15 protein-coding genes are annotated in these 18060 nt (G+C 44.0%); 7 read left to right on the forward strand and 8 right to left on the reverse strand.

What is annotated here, in order from left to right:
• Positions 1–234 precede the first annotated feature (234 nt).
• On the reverse strand, positions 235–642 hold the full coding sequence (locus tag ACHFJ9_RS16185) for a YscW family type III secretion system pilotin (protein WP_395355493.1): 408 nt from the start codon (positions 640–642) through the stop codon (positions 235–237).
• Between the two features lie 387 nt (positions 643–1029).
• Between ACHFJ9_RS16185 and exsC the strand changes: the two genes are divergently transcribed.
• Positions 1030–1476 (forward strand): type III secretion system regulatory chaperone ExsC, encoded by a 447-nt coding sequence (exsC, locus tag ACHFJ9_RS16190; protein WP_005397386.1) that lies wholly within the window; start codon positions 1030–1032, stop codon positions 1474–1476.
• Between the two features lie 8 nt (positions 1477–1484).
• A complete protein-coding gene (exsE2, locus tag ACHFJ9_RS16195; RefSeq protein ID WP_074191265.1) occupies positions 1485–1790 on the forward strand; it encodes a T3SS regulon translocated regulator ExsE2 in 306 nt (101 codons plus the stop codon).
• A gap of 134 nt (positions 1791–1924) precedes the next feature.
• On the opposite strand, the gene ACHFJ9_RS16200 is transcribed toward exsE2, so the two are convergent.
• On the reverse strand, positions 1925–3445 hold the full coding sequence (locus tag ACHFJ9_RS16200; protein ID WP_256899035.1) for an aldehyde dehydrogenase family protein: 1521 nt from the start codon (positions 3443–3445) through the stop codon (positions 1925–1927).
• A 239-nt stretch (positions 3446–3684) separates the two neighbouring features.
• On the opposite strand from ACHFJ9_RS16200, the gene ACHFJ9_RS16205 reads away from it, so the two are divergent.
• Positions 3685–5445, forward strand: coding sequence for a sigma-54-dependent Fis family transcriptional regulator (locus tag ACHFJ9_RS16205; RefSeq protein ID WP_395355496.1), 1761 nt, complete (start codon positions 3685–3687; stop codon positions 5443–5445).
• A gap of 60 nt (positions 5446–5505) precedes the next feature.
• On the opposite strand, the gene ACHFJ9_RS16210 is transcribed toward ACHFJ9_RS16205, so the two are convergent.
• The 4 genes from ACHFJ9_RS16210 to zwf all read right to left on the reverse strand — a co-directional run bounded on the left by ACHFJ9_RS16210 (position 5506) and on the right by zwf (position 9692).
• A complete protein-coding gene (locus ACHFJ9_RS16210) occupies positions 5506–5643 on the reverse strand; it encodes a hypothetical protein (protein WP_005464410.1) in 138 nt (45 codons plus the stop codon).
• Between the two features lie 347 nt (positions 5644–5990).
• On the reverse strand, positions 5991–7439 hold the full coding sequence (gnd, locus tag ACHFJ9_RS16215) for a decarboxylating NADP(+)-dependent phosphogluconate dehydrogenase (RefSeq protein ID WP_005397369.1): 1449 nt from the start codon (positions 7437–7439) through the stop codon (positions 5991–5993).
• Positions 7440–7476: 37 nt separating this feature from the next.
• A complete protein-coding gene (pgl, locus tag ACHFJ9_RS16220) occupies positions 7477–8193 on the reverse strand; it encodes a 6-phosphogluconolactonase (protein WP_182034539.1) in 717 nt (238 codons plus the stop codon).
• Positions 8190–9692, reverse strand: coding sequence for a glucose-6-phosphate dehydrogenase (gene zwf, locus ACHFJ9_RS16225; protein WP_005397367.1), 1503 nt, complete (start codon positions 9690–9692; stop codon positions 8190–8192). The genes pgl and zwf overlap by 4 nt, the downstream gene beginning before the upstream one ends.
• A gap of 539 nt (positions 9693–10231) precedes the next feature.
• Here zwf and ACHFJ9_RS16230 point away from each other — a divergent pair.
• Positions 10232–11164, forward strand: a complete 933-nt coding sequence (locus ACHFJ9_RS16230; RefSeq protein ID WP_395355499.1) for a helix-turn-helix domain-containing protein — start codon at positions 10232–10234, stop codon at positions 11162–11164.
• Between the two features lie 113 nt (positions 11165–11277).
• Complete coding sequence (locus tag ACHFJ9_RS16235; protein ID WP_395355501.1) at positions 11278–13413, forward strand: TonB-dependent siderophore receptor; 2136 nt, start codon at positions 11278–11280, stop codon at positions 13411–13413.
• Positions 13414–13504: 91 nt separating this feature from the next.
• Here the strand turns inward: ACHFJ9_RS16235 and ACHFJ9_RS16240 are convergent, their stop codons facing one another.
• Both ACHFJ9_RS16240 and ACHFJ9_RS16245 read right to left on the reverse strand, forming a co-directional pair.
• Entirely contained in the window at positions 13505–14191 is a 687-nt protein-coding gene (locus tag ACHFJ9_RS16240; protein ID WP_053807992.1) for a response regulator, read from the reverse strand.
• Positions 14188–15807 (reverse strand): ATP-binding protein, encoded by a 1620-nt coding sequence (locus ACHFJ9_RS16245; RefSeq protein ID WP_395355503.1) that lies wholly within the window; start codon positions 15805–15807, stop codon positions 14188–14190. The genes ACHFJ9_RS16240 and ACHFJ9_RS16245 overlap by 4 nt, the downstream gene beginning before the upstream one ends.
• Positions 15808–16284: 477 nt before the next feature.
• On the opposite strand from ACHFJ9_RS16245, the gene ACHFJ9_RS16250 reads away from it, so the two are divergent.
• Both ACHFJ9_RS16250 and ACHFJ9_RS16255 read left to right on the forward strand, forming a co-directional pair.
• Complete coding sequence (locus ACHFJ9_RS16250; protein ID WP_005377125.1) at positions 16285–16512, forward strand: hypothetical protein; 228 nt, start codon at positions 16285–16287, stop codon at positions 16510–16512.
• Positions 16513–16642: 130 nt separating this feature from the next.
• A complete protein-coding gene (locus ACHFJ9_RS16255; protein ID WP_048626476.1) occupies positions 16643–18058 on the forward strand; it encodes a TolC family protein in 1416 nt (471 codons plus the stop codon).
• Positions 18059–18060: the final 2 nt, after the last annotated feature.

Here is an 18060-nt window from a genome sequence, read left to right on the forward strand (position 1 = left end):
GTATGTTTTATAGCCTAAAACGCCAAGCCAACGTGTTCAAGGAGCGAGATATAATCATAAAGAATGCTATTTTTGCAACAAGTATAAGTCTAAAAAACAACTGACCCGATGACTTAAACCATGTGATTAATGTTTGTAAAAAACAACAAAACTTTCACAACAGGAAAGAGCAAATCTTTATTTTTAATAATTTAGTAAGGTCTAATTAAATGTAACCGATTACTTTTCATCTGGTTATTTTTTTGGCACGAGTATCAAGTTTTCCTGTTTTCCCTCCACTGAAAATAAATAGTTCTTTTCTTTTTCCGCTACAAGTTCCCCATTCGAGTATAGCCTTCCAATTATCTTCATGTTTCCGTCACCAGCTTGAATCGGTGCAATTAAAAATGAATACTGTACGGGTAATTGAACGCCTTGGTAGTGCTGCAATGCAGATCTAAGACACTGATTTTCAATCACTTTACATATTTCCACATCAAGAGACGTAATCGAAGGTGGAAAGTATCCATCGACAGAAACCCAACCATAGAGTGTCGCCTGACTCTTTGTGTCAAAGCTACCTTCCCTTACAATCGGCACAGATTGACTACACCCACTTAGTAGGAATAGTCCGACAAAACCAGCCCACATAGAATTGTTCATTATGACACCATAAACTTATTTTATAGACTTAGTTCATTTTAATTTCACACAATTCTTTATGTAAAAATATAAAAGATCAACTTATATTTATACTACAAGCGGACAATAAATCGCATTCTTCAACAACACAGATTTAACATTAGATTTAATTTAACTCATAGTGACTGCGCCCTAATACACTTTCAATTAGGTGGGTATATTAGAGAACAAAGATATTTAAATATCTAAGAACAACCACAATATGCATCAGAGCACATTCGTTATCGCTGTTCTATTTAGCTCACCGAAATTAAAAACCAAAATATAATAACAACCGACCAATATTGATAAACACGAAGAGATACATCTAATATTTTCCTTGATAAAATTTCAAAAGGGACTATTCCTATGTCAGCACGCCAAACTATCGATGAGATTTTGCTAAAGTTTGCTCATCAAATAGGCTTGCCTGCACTGCATCTAACGGAAAATGAAGTAAGCTTAGCGTTTGATGATAATCTAAGAGTGCATATCATCTTTCATCCTGAATCGACAACCCTCCAGCTCGAAGCTGAGATTGTTGGTCTTCAAATCGTTAATTCCGATCTCTATCGTTCTTTCCTAGCCTTTAATTATCACTGGCCTGAGCATCAATTATTCTTTAGTTTAGATAATCATCGACATGTACTCTGTTTAAACCGACTCATTAACATTAAGCGACTGGATTATGAGTATTTTGAAACTGCTTTGGCGGAATTGTTGACGCAAAGTGAGTCGTGGGAGTCGTTATTGTCTGCTCATGTCGCCACTGCTGAGGTAGCTCCGATGCCACAAACTTTAGACTTAAGAGTTTAGGTGTCTCTATGTCCAACGACATCCAATCTAAATACACTAACTTACCGGTTCATGAAGTAAAGCAAGCACAGCAAAGTGATGCTCTGCCACAAGGAACGTTTCATGGCCGCAAAGTGACCCTACTCTCTTCATCAGAAAGCAGTTTGGCTCGAATGAGCTCTAAAAGAGAACTTAGCGAATGTTTAAACCAGTTTGCGAGTCTTGAGTCTTGTAATCGCGTCTTGGATTTTGATCAGCAGTTTAGTCTTGAAAAGCAAAACACCGCGGTCGAAAAACTACTTGAACGAAAAGTGGCCGTAATTCAACGTTCCTGAGCACGCAATATAGATGGGTTCAAAATATAAATTTCACGTATATACACCCTTCCACCCGCAAGCCCATGCAATAAAAAACCCCGAAGGCTCGGGGTTTTGGTTAGTACTGCTTTTTCTTTGTTAACTACTTCAATTTAGAAGAAGCCTAGTGGATCAACACTGTAGCTAATCAATAGGTTTTTCGTATTTTGGTAGTGATCCAGCATCATCTTATGTGTTTCACGTCCAATACCTGACTTTTTATAGCCACCGAACGCAGCGTGTGCAGGGTAAGCGTGGTAGCAGTTAATCCAAATTCGACCAGCTTCGATATTACGGCCCATACGATATGCGACGTTCGCATCACGAGTCCAAACGCCTGCGCCTAAGCCATATTCGGTGTCGTTCGCGATTTCCAGAGCTTCCGCTTCATCTTTAAACTTAGTGATGGCAATGACGGGGCCAAAGATTTCTTCTTGGAAAATACGCATCTTATTGTGGCCTTCCAACATCGTTGGCTGAATGTAGTAACCCTGATTGATTGACTCTGGCTGCTCAGAGACACCACCACCAAAGACCACTTTTGCACCTTCTTCACGGCCGATTTCCAGGTAACTTAAAATCTTATCAAACTGTTCTTGAGAAGCTTGGGCGCCTACTTGAGTATCGGTATCGAGCGGGTTACCTTGCTTGATTAACTGCGCACGTTCCGTCAATTTCTCTACAAACTTATCGTAAATCGCTTCATGAACTAATACGCGAGATGGACAGGTACAAACTTCGCCTTGGTTGAAGAAACCAAGTAGCGTACCTTCGATACACTTGTCGAGGTACTCATCTTCGTAATCGAAAATATCTGAGAAGTAGATGTTTGGAGATTTACCACCTAGCTCAACTGTCGATGGGATCAAGTTGTCTGCTGCACATTTTAGAATGTGATTACCAACCTGTGTTGAACCGGTAAACGCTAACTTCGCAATGCGGTTGCTGGTTGCAAGCGCTTGGCCCGCTTCTGAACCAAAACCATTAACAACGTTGATGACGCCCGGAGGCAGTAGATCACCGATCTTTTCCATAAGAACCAGAATCGACGTTGGAGTTTGTTCTGCTGGCTTCAATACCACGCAACAACCTGCCGCAAGTGCCGGTGCCAGTTTCCAAGCCGCCATCAACATAGGGAAGTTCCAAGGGATGATTTGACCAACTACGCCAATCGGCTCTGGGAAGTGATAGCTTGCCGTGTGCTCATCCAGCTCCGCCGCACTGCCTTCTTGCGCGCGAATGCAGCCAGCAAAGTAACGGAAATGATCTACCACTAAAGGTAAATCTGCCGCCAAGGTTTCGCGAACTGGTTTGCCGTTTTCCCAAGTTTCGGCAACTGCCAACTCTTCTAAATGCTGCTCAATACGATCAGCAATTTTCAGCAATATGTTCGAGCGTTCAGTCACACTGGTTTTTGCCCATTTAGTTCTGATGTTGTGTGCCGCATCCAATGCTAAGTTGATATCCGCCTCGCCAGAACGAGCAACTTTACAATACGCTTGTCCGTTGATTGGTGAGATATTGTCAAAATACTCACCATCCGTTGGTTTTACCCATTCCCCACCGATAAAGTTATCGTAATGCGATTTAAAGTTAACAATGGCATTTTCACTACCTGGCTGTGCATAGATCATAACTCTTCCTTTTGTTTCTCGTTCAATGTGTTATTGCAGTGTCGTATCGCACTGTTCACAAAGAGCATTACGCAAGTCACACGCCAACTACACCACACTTGTTGTTAATTAAATGTAAAACTATGATTACCAAGCGATAACAAACCAAGTGAGCGATGTTTGAGCGGATGTATGGTGTGAACACCAATGTTCAAGTGTTCCAAAATGGCACACCCTCACTGTGACAAAATGGTACAGTCATGGAACTTCAACACATTAGCGATAACAATTGGCTTTCAACTTCATGGATCCGAAGTGAACAGGCGGGTTTAAAACAGCGTCGACGCCCTGAAGATATTCGAGTGACACCAGCGACACTTCAAGATAGGCGTCACCAACTCAACTTCTTATTGGAAACCGTCACCCAGTTTGCTCTCCCGCTGTTTAATCAGCTTTTTGCTCATAGTGACAGCCGCTTAATTCTGACGGATGCCGACGGCGTCATCATCGGCAGTTGGGGACAACCTAAGTTCCGCGAGAAGTTGACCGAAATTGCGCTAAGCTCTGGTGCGTGCTGGCAAGAAAAGGTCAAAGGCACTAACGCGATTGGGACTGCGATAGTTGAAGCAAAACCGGTATCAGTCATTGGCGATCAGCACTTTATCCAACACCATCGTTTTATTAGCTGCTCAGCCAATCCTATTTTCGATCATCTTGGTCATTTGATTGGCGTGCTAGATATCACCAGCGAACAAAAGAAACATGACTTCTCAACTCAGGTGCTGGTGCAAAACATGGTGCAGCAGGTTGAAAATCAATTACTTAACTTGATTCCACAAGGGCATATTCGTGTGGATTTGGCGTGTGAGAAAGGCTTACTGAACAGTGGGTGGCAAGGGATTATCATCGCCAATGAAGATGGACAGATTCTCGCGCACAACCAAGTTGCTTCTCAGCTCCTCGCGCAACAAAACGTCATCGGGCAATCGCTCGACGACATTCTTTCTATCCAAAGTGCCGACCATCCTTTCGTGTTCAAAACAAAGCCGTTGACCGACAAAAAAGTGAAGTCTCGTTCCGTTACCGCTTCCAATGATCTGCATTACGGCGATTCTACTGTCGAACATTGCTGGCAACAAGCCAATCGCGTTATCGATAAAGACATCAGCTTACTGATTCTCGGAGAAACTGGGGTTGGTAAAAATGAGTTTGTGAAAGCACTACATAAAAACAGCCAGAGAAAAACGGGGCCGTTGGTTTCCGTAAACTGTGGCGCACTACCGAAAGATTTGGTTGAGTCCGAATTGTTTGGCTACGTAGCTGGTGCATTTACTGGCGCAAACAGCAAAGGCTATCAGGGAAAAATTCGCCAAGCGCACAAGGGGATTTTGTTTCTGGATGAAATCGCAGATTTACCCTTGGAAGCTCAAAGCCGCTTGCTGCATGTATTGCAAGATAAAACCGTGCTTCCTGTGGGTTCAAACCAAAGTGTTCAAGTCGATACACAAATCATCGCTGCCACGCACAAAGATCTCGAGAACTTGGTTAGCGAAGGATTGTTCCGTCAAGATTTATACTATCGCCTCAATGGTTTGATCATCGAATTGCCTCGCTTTGAAGAACGAGATGATAAGCAACAACTGATCGCAAATATCCATCGACGTCATGCTGAATCTGAACAACAACTTTGCCCTCACCTACTTTCTCTGCTGCTTTCTTACTCTTGGCCAGGAAACTTGCGTGAACTCGATAGTTTAATCAAAGTATCCGCATTAATGGCGCAAGGTGAAGAAACGTTAGAGCTCACTCACGTACCGACTCACCTGAGTAAGAAACTCAGCCAAGCTCAAGACGTAACAACCTCTGCCGAACCCACGTTAGAACTGCGTGCAACCGTCGAAGACAAACTGCTCAAAACATATCAAGCAAATCAGGGGAACATCAGCAAAACATCTCGTATGCTTGGCGTCAGTCGAAATACGATTTATAGAAAGCTGAAAAGCCTCGGCATATTGGGTTAATCCATAACCTCAGATACAAAAAGAGCACCTTTGCGGTGCTCTTTCTATTTGAAACCTAGCTTACAGGCCGCCTTGTTGTTGAGCCTGTTTTACTAATGCCTGACGTTGAGTTTCCTTCTCAGAGATCACTTGGTTGTCCTTGTGTATTTCCTGATCCAATTCTGCCGGAATGAAAACAAAGTACTTGTTAAGAGTCATCTTAGAACCTCAATTTGTTGTGTTAATCACCTTCTTGGTCAACGTAAACAACACCAGAAAAACACGTTTTACTGGATCCTTGTTGCTGGTTTCAAAAAATAGAGGATGTTCATTTATTAAACATCCTCCATGTGGGCGCTAATTATAGGCGTAGTTCAAAGGCTTACCTAGCACTCTTTTTCGCCTTTCTTGCAAACTTAGTTTCATTCTCAAACCTGATGCAATCACACATATTCAATAAACGACCACTGAAAAGAGCGCCTAGGCGCTCTTTAAGTTTCATAAAGCCAGACACAAAAAAGGATGCTTAGGCATCCTTTTATACTTAGTCGATTTACTTAAAACGATTACACGTCGTAAGTTGTAGACGCTGTGTCGCCGCCTGTACCAGTCCAGTTCGTGTGGAAGAATTCACCACGCTCACGGTCGATACGCTCGTAAGTGTGAGCACCGAAGTAGTCACGTTGAGCTTGCAGTAGGTTCGCAGGTAGACGAGCTGTTGTGTAACCGTCTAGGAACGTTAGTGCAGAAGTCGTACATGGCATTGGGATGCCTGCTTCTAGAGACTTAGCCGCCACTTTACGCCATGCTACTAGGCTGTTTTGTAGGATACCTTTGAAGTAATCATCAGAGCCTAGGAATGCTAGTTCTGGATTCGCTTCGTATGCATCACGGATGTTGCCTAGGAACGCGCTGCGGATGATACAACCACCACGCCACATAAGAGCAACGTTACCGTAGTTTAGGTCCCAGCCATTCTCGTTTGATGCTTCGCGCATTAGCATAAAGCCTTGAGCGTAAGAGATGATCTTAGACGCTAGAAGTGCTTGACGTAGTGCGTCAACCCACTCTTGCTTGTCACCTTCTACTGGCGTGATTGTCTTGCCGAACAGTTTCTCAGCTTCAACACGTTGATCTTTTAGTGCAGATAGACAGCGAGAGAATACGGACTCAGAGATTAGCGTTAGAGGAATACCTAGGTCTAGAGCGTTGATACCCGTCCATTTACCTGTACCTTTTTGGCCAGCAGTGTCTAGGATTTTCTCAACTAGAGGCTCACCGTCTTCGTCTTTGTAGCCAAGGATGTCAGCCGTAATTTCAACAAGGTAGCTGTTTAGCTCGGTGTTGTTCCACTCAGCGAATACCGCTTGCATCTCGTCTGCAGACATACCAAGACCGTCTTTCATGAACTGGTAAGCTTCTGTGATCAGCTGCATGTCACCGTATTCGATGCCATTGTGTACCATCTTAACGAAGTGGCCCGCACCGTCGTTACCAACCCAATCACAACAAGGCTCGCCTGCATCAGTTTTCGCAGAAATACCTTGGAAGATAGGCTTAACCGCTTCCCAAGCTTCTGGAGCGCCGCCAGGCATGATAGATGGGCCAAAACGTGCACCTTCTTCACCACCAGATACGCCAGTACCGATGAAGTGGATGCCTTTTTCGCGTAGTGCAGCAACACGACGGTTTGTATCTGGGTAGTTTGTGTTACCACCATCGATGATGATGTCGCCTTTGTCTAGTAGAGGGACTAGCGCGTCGATGAATTTGTCTACCACATCACCTGCGCGAACCATTAGCATCACTTTACGTGGCGTTTCTAGCTTCTCTACTAGTTCTTCTAGAGAGTATGCACCGATGATGTTCGTGCCTTTCGCTGGTCCTTCCAGAAACTCGTCTACTTTGGCAGCAGTACGGTTGTGAGCTACCACTTTAAAACCGTGGTCGTTCATGTTTAGGATAAGGTTTTGACCCATTACCGCTAGGCCAATTACACCGATATCACCTTTCATTGTTTCTCTCCAATTTTGTTTCATTGACGAGCAGCGTTTAAGCAATTTTTGCTGCTGCGTCCAAATCTAAATACCATTCCGTCAGGCCAGATTTCGCTTGAATCTTAGCCGCTGGGTATGGCAGTGCGTGTGCAGGTGAACTGTTGATCTCTTCAACGATGTCCGCTTTTCCTGCACCAAGCACTAAGTAACTGATGCGTTTTGCTGCTTCTAATACGCGTGCTGTTTTCGACACACGAAGTTGTCCCGACTCAGGATGAGACGCCACAAGAGATAGATTCGCATCATCATAATTCGTTTGGCCAGGGAACAGAGAAGCTGTGTGACCATCTGCACCAACACCTAATAAGATCCAGTCAAACACAGGGGTTCCGTTTTCAGTCGGAATCACCTCTGACATCTCTTTCGCAAAGCGTTCCGCTTCCACTTTAGGGTCATCTTCACCGCGAATACGGTGGATGTTTTCTGTTGGAATGTTTACTTGGCTAAACAGTAGCGCGTTCGCTTCTCCGTAGTTGCTTTCCGCATCGTCAGGTGCGACACAACGTTCGTCACCCCACCAGAAGTGGAGATTTTGCCACTGAATAGAGGTTGCGTAAGTCTCTGAAGCCAACAGTTTGAACAGCATTTTAGGAGTGCTGCCGCCAGAAAGAGAGATGTGAACAGGTCGGCCCATTTCGCTGAACGCTTTCATGTCGTTAGCTAGGCTTTCAACTACCTGCTCTGCTGTTTGGTAGATCTTATGGTTGATCATAGTTCACAGTAATCCGTATCTGTTAAGTTTTTACATGGGAAGCGCCAAGCTCGACCATCACGCTGTAGCAGGTCGTCTGACTCTTTAGGACCCCATGTGCCGCATGCGTACCCGAAGAGGGATTGTGGATCTTGTTTAAAGTCTAAAATTGGCTGTACGTACTGCCAACACGCTTCCACCGCATCACTACGTGCAAATAGCGTAGCATCACCATTCAAAGCATCAAGTAGAAGACGCTCATACGCAGTTAGCATTTGCGTTTCTTGTAGATCAGCGTAATGGAAGTTCATTTTCACTTCTTTCGCTTCAAAACCTGCGCCTGGCTCTTTCAAGCCAAAGCTCATTTGAATACCTTCGTCTGGCTGAATGCGAATGATCAGCTTGTTTTCTGGTGCGTTTTGACCAAACACTGGGTGCGGTGTTTGTTTAAAGTGGATAACCACTTCAGTCACGCGTGTTGGAAGACGCTTACCAGTACGCACGTAGAATGGCACGCCATTCCAACGCCAGTTGTTAATGTATGCTTTCAAACCGATATAAGTTTCGGTACGTGAGTCGTCTGCAACCCCCGGCTCTTCACGGTAGCCACGTAGACTTTGTCCACGAACTTCAGAAGCGGTGTATTGACCTAATACTAGATCGTTACGCAGAGCGTTTTCGTCCAAAGGTTTTAAACACTGGAGTACTTTAACAACTTCATCACGCATCGAATCTGCATTGATCTGTGCTGGTGGCTCCATACCCACCATCGCCAATACTTGTAGCAGGTGGTTTTGGAACATATCGCGCACGGCACCCGAGTTGTCGTAGTAACCACCACGCTCCTCTACGCCGAGGAATTCTGCGCCCGTGATTTCAACATAATCAATGAAGTTACGGTTCCAAAGCGGCTCAAACATCGCGTTTGAGAAACGAAGTACAAGAAGGTTTTGTACCGTCTCTTTACCTAAGTAATGGTCAATTCGGTAGATTTGATGCTCTTGGAAGTGCTCGTGAATTTCTTTATCCAGAATACGCGCTGATTCAAGGTCATAACCGAATGGTTTCTCAATAATCAGGCGTTTCCAACCATCTTCTTCTTTGTTTAGGCCGTGTGCTGCAAGACTTGCAGGAATCACACTGTATAAACTTGGTGGGGTTGCTAAGTAGAAAAGCGTATTGCGCTGATCGAAACGATATTCGTCAGCAAGTTGGTCTAAACGAGAAGATAGCTTACTGTAATCTTGTGTGTCAGAAGTATTGATAGCTTGGTAGTGCAGATGGTTAATAAATGCATCAAGCGTTTCTGGCTCAGTCTTTTCCATTTCCTGAAGCGATTTTTTCAGCTTCGCGCGGTAAGACTCATCACTGTATTCAGTGCGACTTACACCCAGAATGGCAAAATTTTCTGGAAGCTGCTTGTTCGCATAGAGGTGGTATAAAGCAGGAATGAGCTTACGGTATGTAAGGTCACCTGAAGCACCAAAAATAACGATGCTGCTGTTTTCTGGTATTACCATCATCTTTCCCTTAAAAACGAGGTACTTATTGTGTGCCCGGATACGGCTAAAGGATGAGCCAACCCTATCAATGGCACCTCAAAATAGAAAATTGGTCTTACCTATTACGTTGATAGGTAAAGTCTATAGGCCCAAAGAACCTCAAGAAGTAGCACTCCCAAATCTGTTGGAAACACGACGTATTAAGGTCATTTAGGTCACTTATGTCTCAAAAGTACACACTGTACTCGCTGGAGGAGAGTCCGACACGGTGCAGTATTGTCTACGACTATTTGATTTACATCAACACTTGCCAGTGCAAACGTTTAAATAAGTTGCACAAAACATCATAAATATTTGTATTTTATGGATAAAAAAAGTTGCACTAACGTAAGACAAAAATTAAGCAAAAACTCTAATATGGACAATCCTTATCCACCCTTGCAATCCATTACAATTTTATTGTGATCTATGTGGCCTGAATTTTATCCTCTCATTCTATTGATAATGATACTCAATTAAAGATAATGAGGATACTATTAATGCGAAATTAGAATGTCATGAAACCAAGCACAAAGAATCTGCACCCGATAAACCGAATACACTCTGTGCTTGATTACATTCACAACAATCTAGATATCGCACTTAGTGTGGATGAAATCTCGAAAGCAAGCTGCTGGTCACGTTGGCAACTGCAACGCGTTTTCCAGCAACACACTGGCGTGTCCGTCGCTCACTATATTAGAGAGCTTAAACTAAGCCTTGCGGCTGAACGCTTAATCCATACATCAGATCGCTCGTTAGATATTGCGATAGAAATGGGGTTTGCTTCTGAACATGCATTCAGTCGAGCGTTCAAAAATATGTTTTCAAAGAGTCCTCGAGATTATCGTAAAGCTCAGCAACTAACGGGCTTGAGGCAACCTTTAACGTTGCGCGATACACCAGAAGACGAAAATAGACATAAGTGCTTTATCGAAGTTCGAATAGAAACAAAACCTGCTTTTGTGCTTGCTGGTTATCATGAACCTATTTATGGATTGTTTTCCGCAACGCCCAACTTCCAATCCAAAGTGCCCTTTCTGTGGTCACAGCTCTATTCATCTGAAAACCATACTCATCTGGAAAGAAAATATCTTGGTGTGATTGACGTAACAAAAGCGTATTCAAGCAACCAGCAACTCGAGTATTGGGCAGGTTATGAGTACAACTCAGCGTCAAGAACTTCAATATCCAAAGGCTCTACGCAAGAACCAGATCTTCTGGTTGTTCCTGAGCAAACCTACGCAGTGATTACGCACATAGGTAAAGCATCAAATCTAGCGGCGACGCTTGAGTGGTTCATTTTGCACTGGCTCCCCTATTCCAATTATTACGGTATTGATGGCTACGAGTTAGAAGTTTATCCAGAAGACTATGATGTTGAGAGCGAGAATGCCCAAATGCATTACTGGATACCTGTCAAACCGAACGAAGCCATGTCCATTAGATAGAAGCCTAAGCACTTAGGTTCTGGCTTTGCACCAAATTGTTAACTTTTCCTATTTTTTTCGCTATAGAATGCAAACAACAATCATTATCAATAAAAGTAGTGGAATTAATAAATATGGAAAGTCCGAATCGATTTCATCGTTCTGCGGTTGCAGTCGTGGTATCCGCGCTTATTGCTGGTCACGCCAGTGCCACTGAGAGCACTTCTCAGCACGAAACTATCACAGTACTTGGCGAAACATACCGAAACACCGCAACTAAAACCGTTTTAGAACCGGAAGAAACGCCGCAAGCGATCACGGTAATCACTAAAGATGACATGGACCTGCGCGGCGTAAACTCGGTGAGCGAAGCATTGCGTTACGCGCCTGGCGTAAATACAGAGCTGCGTGGCGGTGCCGTTTCCCGACTTGACCTATTCAATATTCGTGGTTTTATTAACTACACCAACTTTTATGATGGTCTTCCTTTACTGTACAACGGCTGGAACCTTCAACCTCAGGTCGATTCCGTTGCCCTTGAACAAATCGAGGTTTTTAAAGGGCCAACGTCTGTTCTTTACGGCAATATTCCACCAGGAGGCATGGTCAATATTATCGCCAAGGCGCCTCAGTCAACACCTTCGCACTCTGTCTCGATTATTACTGGGACTAACAGCCTAAAAGAACTGACGTTCGACACCACAGGACAAATTGGTGATTCTAATGTTGATTACCGTATTATCGGCCTCGCAAAACAGCGAGATGGTCAAGCCGATACGTCTGAAGACGAACGTTATGTCCTCGCTCCATCTTTCAATTGGCAAGCGACAGAAAGCACCTTAGTCAACGTGAATGTTTACTATCAAAATGATCCATCAGCAGGTATCTACACGACCGTGCCAGCGTCTGGCTCAGTGATTGACAACCCACTTGGATCGATGTCACCAAGCACTTATTTGGGGGATGAGGACTGGAACACTTACGAACGCGAAGTTCTGATGATGGGTTACAAAGTCCAACACGACTTTAACAACAATTGGCAATTTCTACAGAATGCCCGCTACATGACCGCCGATGCCTATCAGGAAAACACATATAACGGTGCACTTGAAGCGGATAACCTTACCGTTGGTCGAAATGCTTATTTAACCGATGAAAAGTCCAAATCCTTTGTGATTGACAACCAACTATCTGGCTACGTTAAAACAGGAAATTTTGAACATAACTTATTGTTCGGACTTGATTATCAGTATCTAGATTCAGATGTAAAATACAAAGACACGCTTGGGTATTCGCTAACTCAGGACATTTTTAATCCTGGCCACAACAGCATTGATCGTAATGCACTGAATTTCCAATACAAACAAAACTTAGATATCAAAACGAAGCAGATTGGCGTTTATTTCCAAGATCAAGTTCGTTACGACCAACTTGTAATGATTGCGGGTCTTCGTTGGGATAAATACGATTCAAATACAGACGCCGTGAGCGATTACCTAGGAGCAATATCTAACAGCAAGGAAGAGTTAGACGATACCAACGTATCTTTCCGAGTCGGCGGTTTGTATGAACTCGACTTCGGCCTATCCCCATACCTTACTTACTCCGAGAGTTTTGAGCCGATTGCGGGTGCAGATGCCACAGGCAAAGCGTTTGAACCATCAACCGGGCATCAGTGGGAGCTCGGTTTTAAGTACGCACCATTGTCTGGCGATATTTCGGGTAATTTAGCGTTCTTCCATATTACGAAGAAAAACGCGATCTTGACCGATCCGAATAATCCATATGCACCGAACTATCAAGCGGGCGAAGTGGTATCACAGGGTGTTGAACTAGAGGCAAAGTGGCAAGCCACAGCACAAGCTGATTTCACTCTAGGCTACACGTATACCGATATGGAGATTACCGAAGACAGTTATTACAACCAAGAAGGTAAAACGCCGGTTTGGGTGCCTGAGCAAACGGCCTCTCTATGGGCCAACTATTTCTTTGAAGGAAATCTTTCAGGCCTTCGTACCAGTGCTGGCGTTCGCTATGTCGGAGAAGCACAAATTGATGCTCAAAACAGCGAAAAAGTGCCTGACTACACCTTGTTTGATTTGGCAGCAAGTTACGATTTCTCAACGGTATCTGAATCAATGAAAGGGACTAGCGTTACGCTCTCTGCAAGCAATCTATTCGATAAAGAATACTATTCTTGTTACGACAAAAATAACTGTTGGTTTGGCGCTGAGCGCTCTATCGAAGCGAAGTTAGAATATAACTTCTAACCTCTTAGAACGGAACAGCAGTAATTTGTAAAGCGATGGTTTCTACAACAAGCCATCGCTTTTCATTTTGCATAGAGCATCAATATAAACGCTACCGTGTCACTTTTTTATAGCACCTTTCCGGCCTACCTACCGACCCATAGTTTAAATCAGCCTCTAGTTCACCAGTGCTGATCAGGTACTCCAAATAGCGCCTTGCCGTTGTTCGGCTCGCACCAATCTTTTCGCCTGCCTCATCAGCGGTCAGCACACTACCATTTGGGAACAACTCTCTGATCTTATCTAAGGTTACACCATCAATCCCTTTTGGTAATCGGTTCGGCAAGTTGTCTTGATTGGCGTGAGACTGCAGCATTTTATCAACGAGGTTCTGATCCAAACTCTCTACGATATCTAGTTGTTGGCGTTGGGACACATACTTTTTCAGTGCGGCATCTAAGCGTGGAAACATCACTGGTTTGAGTAGGTAATCAACGACACCCCCTCTCATTGCCTGTTGTAGCGTATCGACATCCCTTGCCGCGGTAATCAAAATGACATCACACGTTTGGTTGTTCGCACGTAATGTATTGAGTATCTCAAGCCCTGTTCCATCAGGAAGGTATACATCCATCAACAAGAGGTCTGGCTTAAGAATATCGAGTTGCATTTCCGCTTCTATTCTCGTGGTCGCAATGCCGACCACTTCCAAACCTGCCAATTGGCTCAAGTATTTGTGGTGCAGCTCAGCAATAGCCAGATCATCTTCAATGATCATTACGCGAGTCGCCATACTCATAATTGTTCTTCCTTGGGTAAATACACCGTTATTCTTGTTCCATAATTTGTGTTGGGCATCATCTCAACATGGCCGTGATATCGAGTAGCCAACTGGTTGACAAGATGCAATCCTACCCCCCGATTTTGACGAGATTTCGTCGACACCCCTTTTTTAAATAGCGCCTGCGGCTCTATATCGCTTGGTAAACCACAGCCTTGATCTATCACCTCAAGTATCACTTCATTTCCGTAATCGCTCACTGACACATCAATATTTCTGCGCTCCAATGCGACATTCGATTCATCACGAATCGAGGTTAACGTTGCATCGAAAGCGTTATCAATTAAGTTGCCCAGAATGGTGACAAGGTCTTCCGAATTTAGCCACTCAGGCAGAGGCTCCAAACGGCTGCCTTCTTCAACCACCAGCTGTAAGCCTAACTCGCGAGCACGTTCAGTTTTTCCAAGCAACATACCTGCAATTAACGGGTCTTTAACGGTGTCTCTTAAAAATTCGATCATCGCTTGATAGTGTGCGGTTTCTTGCCCAATTAACTTTTGTACGGCATCCAGCTCACCCATCTGAACTAACCCGCTAATGGTGTTTAGCTTATTTCGATGCTCATGGGTTTGCGAACGTAATAAATCTGCATATTCTTTGGTTTGTGATAACTGCTCGGTTAGGTCGTTGATTTCATCCCTTAAACGGAAACTCGATACTGCCCCCACTATTTTTCCATCCACATAAATTGGCGAACGGTTTGCGATCAGACGTTTATGATTAAGGAATATCTCAATATCATGATCTTCCTGTCCGGTTTCTAGCACCGTATATAAGTCACTATCGCGTAACGTCTCAGTCAACGGTTTATTAAGAGCTGCCTCTCTATCAATACCGAGAATCTGACAGGCGCTACGATTGATCGAGCGAAGTATCCCTTGGGCATCAATACTTAACACGCCCTCTTTAATGGTACTCATCGTCACTTCTAATTCGCCGTACAACCGCCCTATCTCTTCAGGCTCGAACCCCAAAATGGCGCGCTGAAACTTTCTCGACGCATAATTGGATACAATGGCATTAGCGACAACAACGACGATGACCATGAAGATCAAAAAAGCCAAAAATGGCTCGATGCGGTCTTGCAGTCGGTCGAGCAAATAGCCAACCGAAACCACACCAATGATGTCCCCTTGCTCGTCAAAAATCGCAGCTTTACCACGAACTGAATAACCTAACGAGCCCTGTGCTGTCGAAACATAAGACAATCCCTGCTCTAGCGCTCGACGATTGTCACCACCTCTCATTGGTTTACCCAACCGCTCATCAACGGGGTGAATTAAGCGCACTCCCTTATGGTCGCCAATAACGATGAATGCAGCACCGATGGCTTCGGTTAATTCTCGGAAACGGAGTTGGTATGGCTGAGGATTTTGGGTTGCGACCATTTCGCGAACAACGGCGGAGTCTGCTAAAAAACGGGCAACACCCAGTGCTTTTTCTCCCATTTCTTGCTCTTGATTGATTTTGAGATAAGTGAATCCTGCAGCGACAAGTAATAGAAGCTCTATCAACCCCGACAGCGTCATAATAATGAGCATTCGCTTACGAAAGCTGATCGTTTTCCAACTCATTGATACATCCTTATGACTCACTCCCAAGGGATCACGTTAACACTCAGTTAACAGCATGGCTTTGTTGCGGTGATAAATCTGTGAGGAAGACAAGCAAACCGCAGAGTTTACGGTTAATTAATCGACGAGCTGAAACATAAAATTACAACTATTCACCAAATTCAGCATTCCTCTCTGATACTCAATTCCATACATAAATTGCCCTTTAAAACATGATCGTGATCACATCGATTTTAGCGGTTTTTGAGGCGTTTTTAGACTTTCCAACGTATAATTTTTAATCAACGAAACCATTGAGAGTTTCGGTTAGAAAGCAGTGAAGCTGGAAGTCTATTAAAAGCTCAACATTGATGTCAGTGATTTGGACACAAATAAAACAAAACACAAATACTGACTATATGACAAACACTTAGACACCATCTGAAAACTGGAAAACTATAAACAGAGGTGCATTTATAGTTAGAAGGAACACCAAACATGGAACGCGATACCTTTGGAATATGCCTGAATAAGGCGATGCTGTCAGAGAATATGTATTCAACGTTTACACACGTCAGGGCTTATGAAAAAAACGGAGGCGGTACTTCTGATCTCAAGGTCCTGTTATCGTTCCCTCAAATGAGTGGAAAAGACCTATTGAATACGATGCGAGGTTCTCGTCAGCTTGAGTGGAGAGCAGAGTTTCACTGTCCATATACGAAGTAAACTTGTAACATCTCCCGCGCCCAGCACAAACATAACTGGGCGCATACTACTACCCAATTTCCCCTCCTACTTAACACCAAGTTACGAATCCTTTATATTAGAGCTTATACTCTACGACAAAGCAGCCATTATGAAAAAAACAGGAAAGTTTTGGATACTGGGCTTACTTAGCAGCTCGATTTCCCTTGCCTGTCATGCGGCACCGATCACTTTTGATACCGCATGGCAGCTATTGCTAGAAAACAACTATTCTCTTAAAGCTCAACGCTCAAACGTCGAGAATTACCAATACCAAGAGAGTGCCACCAGCAATCTCAACTTACCTCAGGTTACCATTGGCGCGAATTACACGCGTTTAGATACCGATATCACGCTGTCAGGAAAACAGATCCTAGACAGCACAGGAGCACACATTAACGTACCTCCTGCTTTTCAACCTATTTTTGGTGCCTTAGCTAATACTACTTCGACCATAACCGAGCGCGATATTTTCTCTTCGTCTATTCGTGCCATTTGGCCAATTTTTACTGGTGGTCGTATTTCTGCGGCTCAATCAGCAGCAGAAGGCAAAACAGATGAGGCTAAAAGCCAGCTTCTAATGGAACAACAAGCGCGCTTTGAAGATTTGTCGAAGTACTACTTTTCTGTCGTGCTGGCAAAGGAAGTACTCGCAACGCGGCAAGCGGTTGAAGCTGGACTAAAAAAGCATAGAGATTTTGCCATTAAACTTGAAGAGCAAGGACAAATCGCACACGTTGAGCGCCTGCAAGCCGAGGCTTCTCTAGATAAAGCATCAGTAGAAACACGTAAAGCCGCCAGCGATTTGAGTATTGCTCAAGCAGCATTAGGTAAATTACTTGCGCAAGATGACGCCGTAGAGCCCGCTGAATCTTTGTTTATCAACGACAGTCTTCCCCCTCTAACCGCTTTTGTCGATCAAACGTTGCTTACCTATCCGGGGTTAGACCTTCTGAGCGCTAAACACAAACAAGCCTCTAGCTTAATCAAAGCAGAAAAAGGGAAATACTATCCTGAAGTTTACCTTTACGGAGACTACAGCTTGTATGAAGACGACTCTCTCGCAAGCCAAATGAAGCCTGATTGGTTAGTTGGTGTCGGTGTGAGCATTCCACTGATTGAATCAACAGGGCGAAGCGAAAAAGTCAAAGCAGCTCAAAGCGTCGTCTCGCAGGTCGATTCATTAAAGTCCCAAGCCAAACAAGATTTATCGCTGCTAGTCCAAAAGACATACTTGGAGGCTCAGCAAGCCATTGATGAAGTACAAGGGCTCGAATCTAGCATTGAACTCGCTAACGAAAACCTGCGCTTGCGTGAAAAAGCATTTACTCAGGGGCTGTCGTCTTCTCTGGATGTTGTGGATGCGCAGCTTTATGTCGCGAGTATAGAAACACAACGTTCAGCGGCACGTTTCCGCTATTTAATATCTTTAACCAAGCTACTCGCATTGAGCAGTGAAATGAACAGCTTCGAACAATATCAAAATACCGCTTATATCCCTGCTTCAACATCCAAAGAGGTGAAATAAAT

The sequence above is a fragment of the Vibrio sp. D3 genome, assembly GCF_043995865.1.
In the GTDB taxonomy this organism is placed as follows: Bacteria; Pseudomonadota; Gammaproteobacteria; order Enterobacterales; family Vibrionaceae; genus Vibrio; species Vibrio diabolicus.

What these genes read in the sequence shown, in the direction of transcription:
- pgl (WP_182034539.1), bottom strand. Translation starts at nt 8,193, where the DNA reads ATGATCAACCATAAGATCTACCAAACAGCAGAGCAGGTAGTTGAAAGC.
- ACHFJ9_RS16240 (WP_053807992.1), bottom strand. Translation starts at nt 14,191, where the DNA reads ATGAGTATGGCGACTCGCGTAATGATCATTGAAGATGATCTGGCTATT.
- ACHFJ9_RS16235 (WP_395355501.1), top strand. Translation starts at nt 11,278, where the DNA reads ATGGAAAGTCCGAATCGATTTCATCGTTCTGCGGTTGCAGTCGTGGTA.
- ACHFJ9_RS16185 (WP_395355493.1), bottom strand. Translation starts at nt 642, where the DNA reads ATGAACAATTCTATGTGGGCTGGTTTTGTCGGACTATTCCTACTAAGT.
- ACHFJ9_RS16250 (WP_005377125.1), top strand. Translation starts at nt 16,285, where the DNA reads ATGGAACGCGATACCTTTGGAATATGCCTGAATAAGGCGATGCTGTCA.
- ACHFJ9_RS16205 (WP_395355496.1), top strand. Translation starts at nt 3,685, where the DNA reads ATGGAACTTCAACACATTAGCGATAACAATTGGCTTTCAACTTCATGG.
- exsC (WP_005397386.1), top strand. Translation starts at nt 1,030, where the DNA reads ATGTCAGCACGCCAAACTATCGATGAGATTTTGCTAAAGTTTGCTCAT.
- ACHFJ9_RS16200 (WP_256899035.1), bottom strand. Translation starts at nt 3,445, where the DNA reads ATGATCTATGCACAGCCAGGTAGTGAAAATGCCATTGTTAACTTTAAA.
- ACHFJ9_RS16245 (WP_395355503.1), bottom strand. Translation starts at nt 15,807, where the DNA reads ATGAGTTGGAAAACGATCAGCTTTCGTAAGCGAATGCTCATTATTATG.
- zwf (WP_005397367.1), bottom strand. Translation starts at nt 9,692, where the DNA reads ATGGTAATACCAGAAAACAGCAGCATCGTTATTTTTGGTGCTTCAGGT.
- exsE2 (WP_074191265.1), top strand. Translation starts at nt 1,485, where the DNA reads ATGTCCAACGACATCCAATCTAAATACACTAACTTACCGGTTCATGAA.
- ACHFJ9_RS16230 (WP_395355499.1), top strand. Translation starts at nt 10,232, where the DNA reads ATGAAACCAAGCACAAAGAATCTGCACCCGATAAACCGAATACACTCT.
- ACHFJ9_RS16255 (WP_048626476.1), top strand. Translation starts at nt 16,643, where the DNA reads ATGAAAAAAACAGGAAAGTTTTGGATACTGGGCTTACTTAGCAGCTCG.
- gnd (WP_005397369.1), bottom strand. Translation starts at nt 7,439, where the DNA reads ATGAAAGGTGATATCGGTGTAATTGGCCTAGCGGTAATGGGTCAAAAC.
- ACHFJ9_RS16210 (WP_005464410.1), bottom strand. Translation starts at nt 5,643, where the DNA reads ATGACTCTTAACAAGTACTTTGTTTTCATTCCGGCAGAATTGGATCAG.